The sequence below is a fragment of the Streptomyces sp. CC224B genome, assembly GCF_030010595.1.
In the GTDB taxonomy this organism is placed as follows: domain Bacteria; phylum Actinomycetota; class Actinomycetes; order Streptomycetales; family Streptomycetaceae; genus Streptomyces; species Streptomyces longispororuber.
The window spans coordinates 80,271-92,452 of the sequence record NZ_JASCXL010000027.1 but is presented as its reverse complement, the minus strand read 5'-3'; the positions used below and the strand labels follow the sequence as shown (position 1 = coordinate 92,452).

11 protein-coding genes, 1 rRNA gene and 1 riboswitch are annotated in these 12,182 nt (G+C 69.9%); of the genes, 11 read left to right on the top strand and 1 reads right to left on the bottom strand.

Going from position 1 to position 12,182, the window contains the following annotated elements; genetic code table 11:
* Window positions 1–122: 122 nt before the first annotated feature.
* From rrf to QK440_RS13615, 11 genes are all read left to right on the top strand, one after another.
* Window positions 123–239, top strand: a 5S ribosomal RNA gene (rrf, locus tag QK440_RS13665).
* 155 nt (window positions 240–394) lie between these two features.
* On the top strand, window positions 395–1,003 hold the full coding sequence (locus QK440_RS13660) for a CDP-alcohol phosphatidyltransferase family protein (protein ID WP_282793344.1): 609 nt from the start codon (window positions 395–397) through the stop codon (window positions 1,001–1,003).
* Between the two features lie 114 nt (window positions 1,004–1,117).
* Window positions 1,118–3,613 (top strand): mannose-1-phosphate guanyltransferase, encoded by a 2,496-nt coding sequence (locus QK440_RS13655; protein WP_282793343.1) that lies wholly within the window; start codon window positions 1,118–1,120, stop codon window positions 3,611–3,613.
* Between the two features lie 89 nt (window positions 3,614–3,702).
* Window positions 3,703–4,602 (top strand): DUF881 domain-containing protein, encoded by a 900-nt coding sequence (locus tag QK440_RS13650; RefSeq protein WP_282793342.1) that lies wholly within the window; start codon window positions 3,703–3,705, stop codon window positions 4,600–4,602.
* Window positions 4,599–4,931, top strand: a complete 333-nt coding sequence (locus tag QK440_RS13645) for a small basic family protein (RefSeq protein ID WP_003988855.1) — start codon at window positions 4,599–4,601, stop codon at window positions 4,929–4,931. The genes QK440_RS13650 and QK440_RS13645 overlap by 4 nt, the downstream gene beginning before the upstream one ends.
* Window positions 4,932–4,936: 5 nt before the next feature.
* Window positions 4,937–5,797: a DUF881 domain-containing protein gene (locus QK440_RS13640; RefSeq protein WP_282793341.1), complete on the top strand. Its 861-nt coding sequence runs from the start codon at window positions 4,937–4,939 to the stop codon at window positions 5,795–5,797.
* A gap of 82 nt (window positions 5,798–5,879) precedes the next feature.
* Window positions 5,880–6,830, top strand: a complete 951-nt coding sequence (locus tag QK440_RS13635) for an FHA domain-containing protein (protein ID WP_282793348.1) — start codon at window positions 5,880–5,882, stop codon at window positions 6,828–6,830.
* Between the two features lie 19 nt (window positions 6,831–6,849).
* Window positions 6,850–7,593, top strand: a complete 744-nt coding sequence (locus QK440_RS13630) for a MerR family transcriptional regulator (RefSeq protein WP_282793340.1) — start codon at window positions 6,850–6,852, stop codon at window positions 7,591–7,593.
* 53 nt (window positions 7,594–7,646) lie between these two features.
* Window positions 7,647–8,120, top strand: coding sequence for a bifunctional nuclease family protein (locus QK440_RS13625; protein ID WP_004002801.1), 474 nt, complete (start codon window positions 7,647–7,649; stop codon window positions 8,118–8,120).
* 223 nt (window positions 8,121–8,343) lie between these two features.
* Window positions 8,344–8,982: a MerR family transcriptional regulator gene (locus QK440_RS13620; protein WP_282793339.1), complete on the top strand. Its 639-nt coding sequence runs from the start codon at window positions 8,344–8,346 to the stop codon at window positions 8,980–8,982.
* Between the two features lie 268 nt (window positions 8,983–9,250).
* Window positions 9,251–10,837, top strand: coding sequence for a DNA polymerase IV (locus tag QK440_RS13615; protein WP_282793338.1), 1,587 nt, complete (start codon window positions 9,251–9,253; stop codon window positions 10,835–10,837).
* A gap of 586 nt (window positions 10,838–11,423) precedes the next feature.
* Here the strand turns inward: QK440_RS13615 and QK440_RS13610 are convergent.
* Window positions 11,424–11,798 carry a PRC-barrel domain-containing protein gene (locus tag QK440_RS13610; protein ID WP_282793337.1) on the bottom strand — a complete coding sequence of 125 codons (375 nt, stop codon included), beginning with the start codon at window positions 11,796–11,798 and terminating at the stop codon, window positions 11,424–11,426.
* A gap of 282 nt (window positions 11,799–12,080) precedes the next feature.
* Window positions 12,081–12,179: riboswitch (glycine riboswitch) on the top strand.
* Window positions 12,180–12,182: the final 3 nt, after the last annotated feature.

Sequence of the window (12,182 nt, the reverse complement as noted above, 5' to 3'; positions counted from 1 at the left end):
AGTTGACTGGTACTAATAGGCCGAGGGCTTGTCCTCAGTTGCTCGCGTTCACTGTGTTGGTTCTGAAACCACGAACAACCCCACACCGTGGTGTGGTGCGGTTGTTGAGAGTTTCATAGTGTTTCGGTGGTCATAGCGTGAGGGAAACGCCCGGTTACATTCCGAACCCGGAAGCTAAGCCTTTCAGCGCCGATGGTACTGCAGGGGGGACCCTGTGGGAGAGTAGGACGCCGCCGAACTATTGTTGAGAGAAAGCCGTGTTACCCGAGTCAGAAGACTCGGGGAACACGGCTTTTTTGTTTGTCGCGTCAGGTACCCCACCCGCACTGACGCCTGACGACTGGCGGTAGGGTCGGGGGGCATCATTCGCTCGTTCCCCACAGGAGGCCCCCGGGTGGAGGTCCAGGAGACGCGTGTCCAGACGGACCGGGTCCTCACCATCCCCAACATCCTCAGCATGGCGCGTCTCGTCGGCGTGCCGCTCTTCCTGTGGTTGATCCTCAGGCCTGAGTTCGGGGGCCCGAAGAGCGACGGCTGGGCGCTGCTCGTCCTGGCGCTGAGCGGTGTCAGCGACTACCTCGACGGCAAGCTCGCGCGCCGATGGAACCAGATCAGCAGCCTCGGCCGCATCCTCGACCCCGCGGCGGACCGGCTCTACATTCTGTCGACGCTGGTCGGCCTGACCTGGCGCGAGATTCTGCCGCTGTGGCTGACCGGCATACTCCTTCTGCGCGAGCTGGTCCTGCTCGTGATGGTGGGGATCCTCCGGCGGCACGGCTATCCGCCGCCCCAGGTGAACTTCCTCGGGAAGGCCGCTACCTTCAACCTTATGTACGCCTTTCCGCTGCTGCTCCTCAGTGACGGAAGTGGCTGGATCCATACACTCGCTGCTATTTTCGGATGGGCGTTCGCCGGATGGGGTACAACCCTGTATTGGTGGGCAGGAGTCCTCTATGTGGTTCAGGTCCGCCGACTTGTCAGGGCGGACGCCACGGCCGATTGAGCCTCGCCCATGCGACAGCGGTAGCAGTTTGCGGGCCCGGGACAGTAGGGAACGGGCCAAATCCGGTGGGCTCGGTCGGCGTGATCGTCATCTATCGAGGAGGACGCTACCGACATGAAGGCCGTCGTGATGGCCGGGGGCGAGGGCACACGCCTGCGCCCCATGACCTCGAGCATGCCCAAGCCGCTCCTGCCGGTCGCCAACCGGCCGATCATGGAGCACGTGCTGCGCCTGCTGAAAAGGCATGGGCTCACCGAGACCGTAGTGACCGTCCAGTTCCTGGCGTCCCTCGTCAAGAACTACTTCGGCGACGGTGAAGAGCTCGGAATGGAGCTCACCTATGCCAATGAGGAGAAGCCACTCGGCACCGCCGGCAGCGTGAAGAACGCCGAGGAGGCGCTGAAGGACGACGCCTTCCTGGTCATCTCCGGTGACGCTCTGACCGACTTCGACCTCACCGAGCTGATCAACTTCCACAAGGAGAAGGGCGCCCTCGTCACCGTCTGTCTGACGCGCGTCCCCAATCCGCTGGAATTCGGTATCACCATCGTCGACGAAGAAGGCAAGGTCGAGCGCTTCCTGGAGAAGCCGACCTGGGGCCAGGTCTTCTCCGACACGGTGAACACCGGTATCTACGTCATGGAGCCCGAGGTCTTCGACTACGTCGACCCCGATGTGCCGGTCGACTGGTCCGGGGACGTCTTCCCGCAGCTCATGAAGGAAGGCAAGCCGGTCTACGGCTATGTCGCCGAGGGCTACTGGGAGGACGTCGGCACCCACGAAAGCTATGTGAAGGCACAGGCCGACGTCCTCGAAGGCAAGGTCGACGTCGAACTCGACGGCTTCGAGATCTCGCCCGGAGTGTGGGTCGCCGAAGGCGCCGAGGTGCACCCCGACGCCGTGCTGCGCGGGCCGCTGTACATCGGTGACTACGCGAAGGTCGAGGCCGACGCGGAAATCCGCGAGCACACCGTCGTGGGCTCGAACGTGGTGGTCAAGAGCGGAGCCTTCCTGCACAAGACCGTGGTGCACGACAACGTGTACATCGGACCGCACAGCAATCTCCGCGGCTGTGTCGTCGGCAAGAACACGGACATCATGCGGGCGGCACGGATCGAGGACGGCGCCGTCATCGGCGACGAATGCCTTGTCGGTGAGGAATCCATCGTCCAGGGGAACGTACGGGTCTATCCGTTCAAGACGGTCGAGGCCGGCGCCTTCGTCAACACCTCCGTCATCTGGGAGTCCCGCGGCCAGGCGCACCTCTTCGGCGCGCGCGGGGTCTCCGGCATCCTGAACGTGGAGATCACCCCGGAGCTCGCGGTACGCCTCGCCGGCGCCTACGCCACGACCCTGAAGAAGGGCTCGACGGTCACCACCGCGCGTGACCATTCCCGTGGTGCCCGGGCGCTCAAGCGGGCCGTGATCTCCGCGCTGCAGGCCAGCGCCATCGACGTACGGGACCTGGAGAACGTGCCGCTGCCGGTGGCGCGGCAGCAGACGGCACGCGGCAGCGCCGGCGGCATCATGATCCGTACGACGCCCGGGGTGCCTGACTCCGTCGACATCATGTTCTTCGACGGGCAGGGAGCGGACCTCTCGCAGGCCAGCCAGCGCAAGCTCGACCGGGTGTACGCGCGCCAGGAGTACCGGCGGGCCTTCCCCGGAGAGATCGGTGACCTGCACTTCCCGTCCAGCGTCTTCGACTCGTACACCGGGTCGCTGCTGCGGAACGTCGACACCTCCGGCATCGCCGAGTCCGGGTTGAAGGTCGTCGTCGACGCGTCGAACGGCAGCGCGGGGCTCGTGCTGCCCAGCCTGCTCGGCAAGCTCGGCGTGGACGCGCTGACGATCAACCCGGGCCTCGACGAGTCGCGGCCCACCGAGTCCGCCGACGCCCGCAGAGCGGGACTGATGCGGCTCGGCGAGATCGTGGCGTCGGCCCGTGCGGCCTTCGGCGTGCGCTTCGACCCCGTCGGCGAGCGGCTCTCCCTGGTCGACGAGAAGGGCCGCATCGTCGAGGACGACCGGGCACTGCTCGTCATGCTGGACCTGGTGGCGGCCGAGCGGCGCAGCGGCCGCGTGGCGCTGCCCGTGACGACGACGCGGATCGCCGAGCAGGTCGCCGCGTACCACGGCACGCAGGTCGACTGGACGACCACGTCGCCGGACGACCTGACCCGGGTCGGACGCGGCGACTCGACGATCTTCGGCGGTGACGGGCGCGGCGGCTTCATCGTGCCGGAGTTCAGCAGCGTCTTCGACGGCACGGCCGCGTTCGTACGGCTCATCGGGCTCGTGGCGCGCACGCAGCTCACGCTCAGCCAGATCGACGCCCGGATCCCGCGCGCCCACGTGCAGCGCAGGGACCTCGCCACGCCGTGGGCCGTCAAGGGCCTCGTCATGCGCAGCGTCGTGGAGGCCGCGGGCGACCGGTCCGTGGACACCACCGACGGCGTACGGGTCGTGGAGGCGGACGGGCGCTGGGTGCTGGTGCTGCCCGACCCGGCGGAAGCGGTCACCCACCTGTGGGCCGAAGGTCCCGACGAGGCTTCGGCGCAGGCGCTGCTCGACGAATGGGCGGCAGTGGTGGACAGCGCCGGCCGCTGAGCGTGCATATGTGCCGGACAGCACCCGTAAGTGGTGCTGTCCGGCACATCGGTGGGGCCATTCGGAGGTAGCGCCCGCGACGTGCGACGATGTGCGGCATGCCGCAGCAGCCCCCCGTTCGGAGCACCGTCCCGCGCGCCTCGCGCCCGGACGCTTCCATGTCGCTGCTCACCACCGTCATGGACCACAGCCTGGACGAGGGGTACGCGGAGGCCGCCGCCCGCAAGAGGGAATCCGGCACAACCGGGGTGCCCAAGACACTCCGGGCGAAACTCGGGCTCGCGCTCGGCCTGGTGCTCGCCGCGCTCGTCGTGACCGTCGGCGCGGCCCAGGCGCGCATAGCGGCCCCCGTCCTCGCCAAGGAACGCGCCGAACTGATCGACCGGGTCGAGGCGGCGACCACCGACGCGGACGACCTCGAGGACGAGGTCGACGACCTGCGCAACGACGTGAACACCCGGCAGCGGGCCGCGCTGCGCGAACACGGCGGGGGCACGGCCGATCTGGTCTCCCTGCTGTCCGGCGCGACGCCGGTGCACGGTCCCGGCGTCCGGCTGGTCGTCAACGACAAGAAGGAAGCCGATCAGGGCGGCGGCGGCCCCCGGGACAACGGCGGCTTCTCCGACACCGGCCGAGTGCGTGACCGGGACATGCAGCGCGTCGTCAACGGCCTGTGGCAGTCCGGCGCCGAGGCGATCGCCATCAACGACCAGCGGCTGACGGCACTGTCGGCCATCAGGGCGGCCGGTGACGCGATACTGGTCGACAACAAGCCGCTGGTGCCGCCGTATACGGTGCTCGCGGTGGGCGACGGCCAGCAGTTGAGCACCAGATTCCAGAACAGCCCCGACGGCCAGTATCTGCATGCTCTCCAGGAGAACTTCGGTATCCGCACCGGCATCTCGGTGGCGGACGACCTCCGGCTGCCGGCCGCGCCCAGTGTGACCGTACGAACAGCAGAGCCGAAGGCAGGGAAGAGCGCATCGTGATCGCCGTACTGGGCCTCGTCGTGGGAGTCGTGGCCGGACTGCTGGTCCGGCCCGAGGTGCCCGCGGTGGTCGAGCCGTATCTTCCGATCGCCGTGGTGGCCGCGCTCGACGCGGTGTTCGGCGGTCTGCGGGCGATGCTCGACGGGATCTTCGACGACAAGGTCTTCGTGGTGTCGTTCCTGTCGAACGTGGTGGTGGCCGCGCTCATCGTCTTCCTCGGGGACAAGCTGGGCGTGGGCGCCCAGCTCTCGACGGGGGTCGTCGTGGTCCTCGGCATCCGCATCTTCTCCAACGCCGCGGCCATCCGCCGGCACGTCTTCCGGGCGTGAGGCCGATGAGCTCGCTCAGCCCCAGGAACGGGGACGACACGCCCGGCGGCGGCCCCCGCAGGGAGCTGCCCCCCGAGATCCCGGTGCCGCCCCGCGGGACCGGTGACGAGGCCGGGAACGCGCGGACGGGACCGGCGCCGCTGACCGGGCGCCAGCGGCTCGTGAAGGGTCTGTGGCCGCCGCGCCTCACCCGGGCCCAACTCATCGTGGCGTTGCTGCTGTTCGTGCTCGGCCTGGGCCTGGCGATCCAGGTGCGGTCCACCAATGACAGCAGTGACGCGCTGCGCGGCGCACGACAAGAAGATCTTGTTCGCATCCTCGATGAACTGGATGACCGTACTCAGCGTCTGGAAGATGAGAAGCGGCGTCTCGAGGAACAGCGCACCGGCCTCGAGAGCAGCTCGGACCAGGCCGAGGAGGCCCGCAAGCAGACCGCCGAGCGGGAACGGCAACTCGGCGTCCTCGCGGGCACCGTGGCCGCCCAGGGGCCCGGCATCACGCTGACGATCGACGACAAGAAGGGGACGGTGGAGGCCAACATGCTGCTCGACGCCATCCAGGAGCTGCGCGCCGCGGGCGCCGAGGCCATCCAGGTCAACGACGTACGGGTGGTGGCCGGCACCCATCTCTCGGACGCGGCGGGCGGCGGTGTGCGCGTGGACGGCCGCAAGGTCGCCGAGCCCTACCGTTTCAAGGTCATCGGCAAGCCCCAGGACCTGGAGCCCGCGCTCAACATCCCCGGCGGTGTGGTGCAGACTCTGGAGAAGGAGCAGGCCACGGTCACTGTCGCACGTACGGAGAAGATCGTCGTGGATGCCTTGCGACCCGCGAAGCGGCCTGACTACGCTCGGTCGTCCTCCCAGTGAGGCGGGGTCGCATGGGGGCCGGCGGTCCCGGGCATGAGGTTGCGGGGGGTCGGCGCACGCGGGACGCGGTGCGTGGTGGAAACTGTTTGGCGGCTCCGGACGTTGTGAGGATGTCGGTGTCGCCCATGTACGCCGGTGTGTGCAATCAGGGTTCGTCCTGCCCCACGGGCGGGTCTGTTTCGGTCAAGGGGAATCGCCCGTGAAGTTGTTTGCGAAGTTGTTCGGCAAGAGTACGCGTGACGACGCCCGCCACCGTGCGGCGCGTAAGGGAGACGTGCCCGAGACCCAGGTGGGCGAGCGCCCGCTGTTCCGGGACCAGGTGGGTGGCCCGGGTGGAGACATTTCGGGCGGACAGGGCGCGTCGTCTGTTGACCCTGCCAGTTCCGGCCGCATAGGTTTCGGGGATCCGTCAACCTCAGGTACGGGTGGAGGGTTTACCCAGGACCCGTACGCGTCCCATGCCCCGACGGGGCAGCCGCGGCAGGAGGATCCGTCCATGTCGGCCCTGGTGTGTCAGAGGTGCGGCAACCGCAACGCGCAGGCCAGCCGGTTCTGCTCCAACTGCGGTGCGCCGCTGCGGCCCGGGGCGGTGGCCGAGCGTCCGTCCGAGACCACGTCGACGATCTCCATCTCCGGCCTGGAGGCCTACGACGCCGAGACCACGGGCCAGACGCCGTCCCCGGCGCTGTCGCCCGAGGCCCAGGCCGCCGTGGACGCGCTGCCGCTCGGCTCGGCGCTGCTCGTGGTCCGGCGCGGGCCGAACTCGGGCAGCCGCTTCCTGCTGGACGGCGACCTGACGACGGCGGGGCGCCACCCGCAGAGCGACATCTTCCTGGACGACGTGACCGTGTCGCGCCGCCACGTGGAGTTCCGTCGCGCCGCGGACGGCAGCTTCACCGTCGCCGACGTCGGCAGCCTCAACGGCACGTACGTGAACCGGGAGCGGATCGACTCCGTCGCCCTGTCCAACGGCGACGAGGTCCAGATCGGCAAGTACCGACTGGTCTTCTACGCGAGCCAGCGGGGCATCTGAACCACCCCCAGGAAGGCCCATGCTGCACACACCGAGGGGCGGTGCCGGAAGCGGCACCGCCGCTGCGGACGACCGGCTGATGAGCATCGGCGCGGTCCTGAACGTGCTGCGTGACGAGTTCCCCGAGGTCACCATCTCCAAGATCAGGTTCTTGGAGTCGGAAGGCCTCGTGGAACCGCAGCGCACCCCGTCCGGGTACCGCAAGTTCAGCCCCGAGGACGTCGAACGCCTGGCGTACGTGCTGCGGGTGCAGCGCGACCACTACCTCCCGCTGAAGGTCATCCGCGAGCAGCTCGACGCGATGGCGCGGGGGGAGCAGGTCACGCTGCCTTCGGTGGGCCAGCAGCGGGACGGGAGCGACGACGCCCCGCCCGGCGAGCAGGAGGAGCGCACCGCCGCCCGGGTGGGGCGGGACGCCTTGCTCGCCGCCGTCGAGGCCGAGGAGGGCCAACTGGCGGAGTGGGAGGCGTACGGCCTGATCGCGCCGCTGCCGGACGGCAGCTACGACGCCGACGCCGTGACCGTGGCCGCGCTCGTCGTGGAGCTCGGACGCTTCGGCATCGAGCCACGGCATCTGCGGGCCATGAAGGCCGCGGCGGAGCGGGACGCGGCCCTCGTCGACCAGATCGTGGCGCCGCTGCGCCGGCACCGCAATCCGCAGACCAGGGCCCATGCGGAAGCGCGTACGAAAGAGCTAGCGGGGCTCACGGGCAGGCTGCACACGGCACTCGTGCACAGTGCCCTGGGTGTGCGGCCGCGCTGACTCGACGGGTGCCCGACTACCCAAACCTGCCGGGCACGTCCTAGGGTTGCTGTGTGAACGAGCTCGACGTCGTAGGTGTCCGGGTCGAAATGCCCTCCAACCAGCCGATCGTGCTCCTGCGTGAAGTGGGAGGCGACCGGTACCTCCCCATCTGGATCGGACCAGGGGAGGCGACCGCCATCGCCTTCGCACAGCAGGGCATGGCACCCGCGCGGCCGCTGACGCACGACCTTTTCAAGGACGTGCTGGAGGCCGTGGGTCAGGAGCTCACCGAAGTGCGCATCACCGACCTGCGGGAAGGCGTGTTCTACGCCGAGCTGGTCTTCGCCAGCGGGGTCGAGGTGAGCGCCCGTCCCTCGGACGCCATAGCGCTGGCGCTGCGCACCGGGACGCCGATCTACGGCAGTGACGGGGTGCTGGACGACGCGGGCATCGCCATCCCGGACGAGCAGGAGGACGAGGTGGAGAAGTTCCGCGAGTTCCTCGACCAGATCTCGCCCGAGGACTTCGGCACCAGCAGCCAGTGACGGCCGGGTGCCCGGCGACAGCTGGGTACCCAGTGACAGCCGGGTGCTCGTGAGCGGCCGCGGAGAGGCCCGCTCCGGAGCATTCGGCTAGCCTTTCCCCGCGGCAGGGGACGCGAAACCACTCGCAGGGTGATTATCACTCGGCGTGGCGAGTGTGGCGATCGTTGACGAGCCCCTGGCGACTGCCTACCGTCGATGAGGCAGGTCAAGGACGGAGGTCGGCGTGAGAAGCAGCGGCGACGGTACAGCGGTGGGCGGTTCGTATCCGCTGCACGGCGGCTCGGCCGAACCCCCTTCGAGGCGCCCGGTGGCGCTCCACGGTAACGGCAGCCCGTCCGCACCGGAAGACCGGACACAGCAGCCCGAGCGGGACCGCATCGGTTACCGCGGCCCCACGGCGTGCGCGGCGGCGGGCATCACGTACCGGCAACTCGACTACTGGGCGCGTACCGGGCTCGTGGAGCCCAGTGTGCGTGCGGCGGGCGGCTCCGGGACCCAGCGGCTCTACAGCTTCCGCGATGTCGTCGTGCTGAAGATCGTGAAGCGTTTCCTGGACACCGGCGTCTCGTTGCAGAACATCCGCACCACCGTGCAGCACCTGCGGGACAGCGGTTTCCAGGACCTGGAGCGCACGACGCTGATGAGTGACGGCGCGACGGTGTACGAGTGCACGTCGCCCGGCGAGGTGCACGAGCTGCTCCAGGGGGGCCAGGGGGTCTTCGGAATCGCCGTCGGAGTCGTGTGGCGGGATGTCGAGGCCGCGCTGTCCCAGTTGCACGGGGAGCGCGTCGACACGGGAGAGACGCTGGTCGGACACCATCCGGGGGACGAGCTGGCGCGGCGGCGGAACCGGGCCGTATGAGGGCCTGAGGGCCGCGTATCGGGCCGAAGGCTGTTCCGTGCCGGGCTGGTGCGGGGGCGGGCCTGCGGAGCGCGCAGGGGGTCGTACGCGCCCTTGCGGTGCGCCGGTCCGCGCTGGTGACGGGGTTCCTCGCTCCTCCCTGGGCTGCAAGCCACGAGGTTGTTGCTGCCTGTGTGCCGAGGTGCTTCGGCTGGGGCGGTTGTCGTGTTCCGTCGGCCGGTGGGCCTGGTCCAGGGCATTGTCAGTGGCGTAGGGCAGCATCAGAGGTGTGAGAACCGCGCCGACGATCCTGCATCTCGACATGGATGCCTTCTACGCGTCAGCCGAGCAGGCCGCGAAGCCGAGCCTGCGCGGCAAGGCCGTCGTGGTCGGCGGGCTGGGGCCGCGCGGGGTCGTGGCGACGGCGTCCTACGAGGCCAGGCGGTTCGGGGTGCACTCGGCCATGCCGATGGGGCAGGCGCGCCGGCTCGCGCCGAACGCGGCGTACCTCGTGCCGCGCTTCGGGCTGTACCGGGAGATCAGCGAGCAGGTCATGGGGCTGCTGCGGGAGCTGTCGCCGCTCGTGGAGCCGCTCAGCCTCGACGAGGCCTTCGTGGACCTGGAGGCCGGTGGAGTCGCCGATGACGCGGCCTCGGCCCGGGCCGTGGGGGAGCGGCTGCGGGCGGACATCCGGCGGGTGACGGGGCTGACGGGGTCCGTGGGGCTCGCCGCGTCCAAGATGCTCGCGAAGATCGCCTCCGAGGAGGCCAAGCCCGACGGGCTCAGGCTGATAGAGCCGGGCACGGAGCGGGAGCTGCTCGGGCCGATGTCGGTGCGGGTGCTGCCCGGCGTGGGCCCGGCGACGGGGGACCACCTGCGGCGGGCGGGGATCACCACGGTGGGGGAGCTGGCGGAGGCCGGGCAGGACGAGCTGGTGCGGCTCCTGGGCAGGGCCCACGGCGAGGGGTTGTACGCGATGGCGCTGGCGCGGGACGAGCGAGCCGTGGTGGCCGAGCGGGACACCAAGTCCGTCAGTGTCGAGGACACGTACGACGTGGACATCCACGACCGGGTGCGGGTGCGCCTGGAGGTGGCGCGGCTCGCCGACCGGTGCGTGCAGCGGCTGCGGGCGGCCGGGCACTCCGGCCGGACCATCGTCCTCAAGGTGCGGCGCTTCGACTTCTCGACGCTGACCCGCTCCGAGACGCTACGGGGGCCCACGGACGACCCGGCGGTGGTGCGGGAGGCGGCCGCGCGGCTTCTGGAGTCGGTGGACACGACGGGCGGGGTGCGTCTGCTCGGCGTAGGGGTGAGCGGACTCGCGGACTTCACGCAGGAGGACCTGTTCGCGCAGGCCCAGGCGCAGGCCGAGGCGCATGCGCTGGTGGAGGCCGGGGAGGGGCCGGGGGCCTCGCCTGCTGAGCGTGACGGGGTGGCCGAAGCTGGTGGAGGGGCTGTGAGCGGGGGTGGTGCTGAGGCCGGTGCGTCGGTTGAGGGGGCCGGGACGAGACCTGTCTCGGGCCTGGGGGACGCGACGCACCAGGTGGCGGTCCTTGCGGGGGCCGGGGCCGGGGAGCCGGTGGCGCCTGTCGAGCGGCGGTGGCCCGCGGGGCACGACGTACGGCATGCCGTGTACGGACCCGGGTGGGTGCAGGGAAGCGGCCTGGGGCGGGTGACGGTGCGGTTCGAGACACCGGAGTCGCCCCCGGGCCGGGTGCGCACGTTCCGCACGGACGACCCGGAACTGGAGCCTTCGGATCCGCTGCCGTTGGTGACGGCCGCCGGGGTTGTCGGTGGGGGAGCGGCGGCGGCAGCCGTGGATGAGGTGGGCGTGTGGGGCGACCGGGGTGCAGGGGGTATCGCTGGTACGGGCTAGGGAAGGGGCGCTGGGGGCGTGCGGAGGGCGTAGGGCGTAGCTGTATCGGGGAGGTCGGCGGCTGAGTGACCAGGGCTGGGGTGCTGGCCGGGCGTCAGGGGTGGAGAGGCCGACAGGCCTGGTGAGCACCGGCCCGGGCGGGCACCGGCACCGGTGGCGGAGGCGACGGCAGGCGTGGCAAGAACCGGCAGGCACGGGACGAGCGGCAGGCGTGGCAAGGACCGGCAGATGTAGCGAAATCCGGCAGCCTCAGTGAGGACCGGCAGGGGCCGTTGGACAAGGCCAGCCGGACGGGGAGGCAGCCGGATGGGGGCGCCGGACGGGCTAGCCGGACGGGGAGGCAGCCCGATGGGGGGCGCCGGACGGGGCCAGCCGGGAGAGGAGGTAGCCGTACGGAAGGCAGGGCGCACGGGAGGTAGCCGGGCGAGGGGCAGCCGGGGCGAGGAGACAGCCGTGCGGGAGGCAACGTACGGAAAGCAGCCGTACGGGAGGCAGGCGCACGGGAGGTAGCCGGGCGAGGGGCAGCCCGGACGAGGAGGCAGCCGGACTGGGGGCCACCGGGTGGGGGCCAGTCGGATGGGGATGGTCAGGTGTTGCTGTCTTCGGGGGTGGGGCCGAAGTCGTGATCGGGGAAAGGCGGGGCCGGGGCGACGTCCAGGCCGTAGTGGCGGTAGAGCTGGAGTTCCTGCTCGGGGGAGAGGTGGCGGCCGACGCCGAAATCCGGGGCGTCCCTGATCAGGGCACGGTCGAAGGGGACGCGGAGGGTGCCGTCCTTGACCAGCTCGCTGGACTCCAGCGGGACGAAGGCGTCCCGGCTGAACAGGCCGGTGCGTATGGCGGCCCACTCAGGGGCGCCGGTCGCGTCGTCGAGGTAGATCTCGTCGACCGTGCCGATCCTGTTGCCGTCGCGGTCGAACGCCTTGCGGCCGATCAGGTTGCGGGGATCGATATCTGTCTGCACGTTCCCTCCCGTTGATCGCGGCTCATCCGGGCTGACCGGCTTTCGGTTGTCGTTGCTCGCCGAGGTCGATGTCGCTTCTCAGCGCTTCACAGTACTTCTAGGCGTATCTCGGGCTTCTCAGCCCTTATGAGGACTTATCCGGCCTGCCAGTGCTCGTCGGCGCTTGTCACGCTCGGAAGTACTTTCGCAGCACCCCCTCATCACTACGAAAGAGCACTTCGGGGCGGGCGGCCACTCGAGGGATCGGGCAGGGACCTCGCTGGTAGGCTGGCAAGCGGCTGTTGACCCCGTGCGGGAGAGCTCTTCGGTGGCAGCACCGGGGAGCGCCGAAGGAGCAACTCCTCCCCGGAATCTCTCAGGCCCCTGTACCGCACGGATGAGGCC

What these genes read in the sequence shown, in the direction of transcription:
- QK440_RS13655 (WP_282793343.1), top strand. Translation starts at nt 1,118, where the DNA reads ATGAAGGCCGTCGTGATGGCCGGGGGCGAGGGCACACGCCTGCGCCCC.
- QK440_RS13650 (WP_282793342.1), top strand. Translation starts at nt 3,703, where the DNA reads ATGTGCGGCATGCCGCAGCAGCCCCCCGTTCGGAGCACCGTCCCGCGC.
- QK440_RS13640 (WP_282793341.1), top strand. Translation starts at nt 4,937, where the DNA reads ATGAGCTCGCTCAGCCCCAGGAACGGGGACGACACGCCCGGCGGCGGC.
- QK440_RS13630 (WP_282793340.1), top strand. Translation starts at nt 6,850, where the DNA reads ATGCTGCACACACCGAGGGGCGGTGCCGGAAGCGGCACCGCCGCTGCG.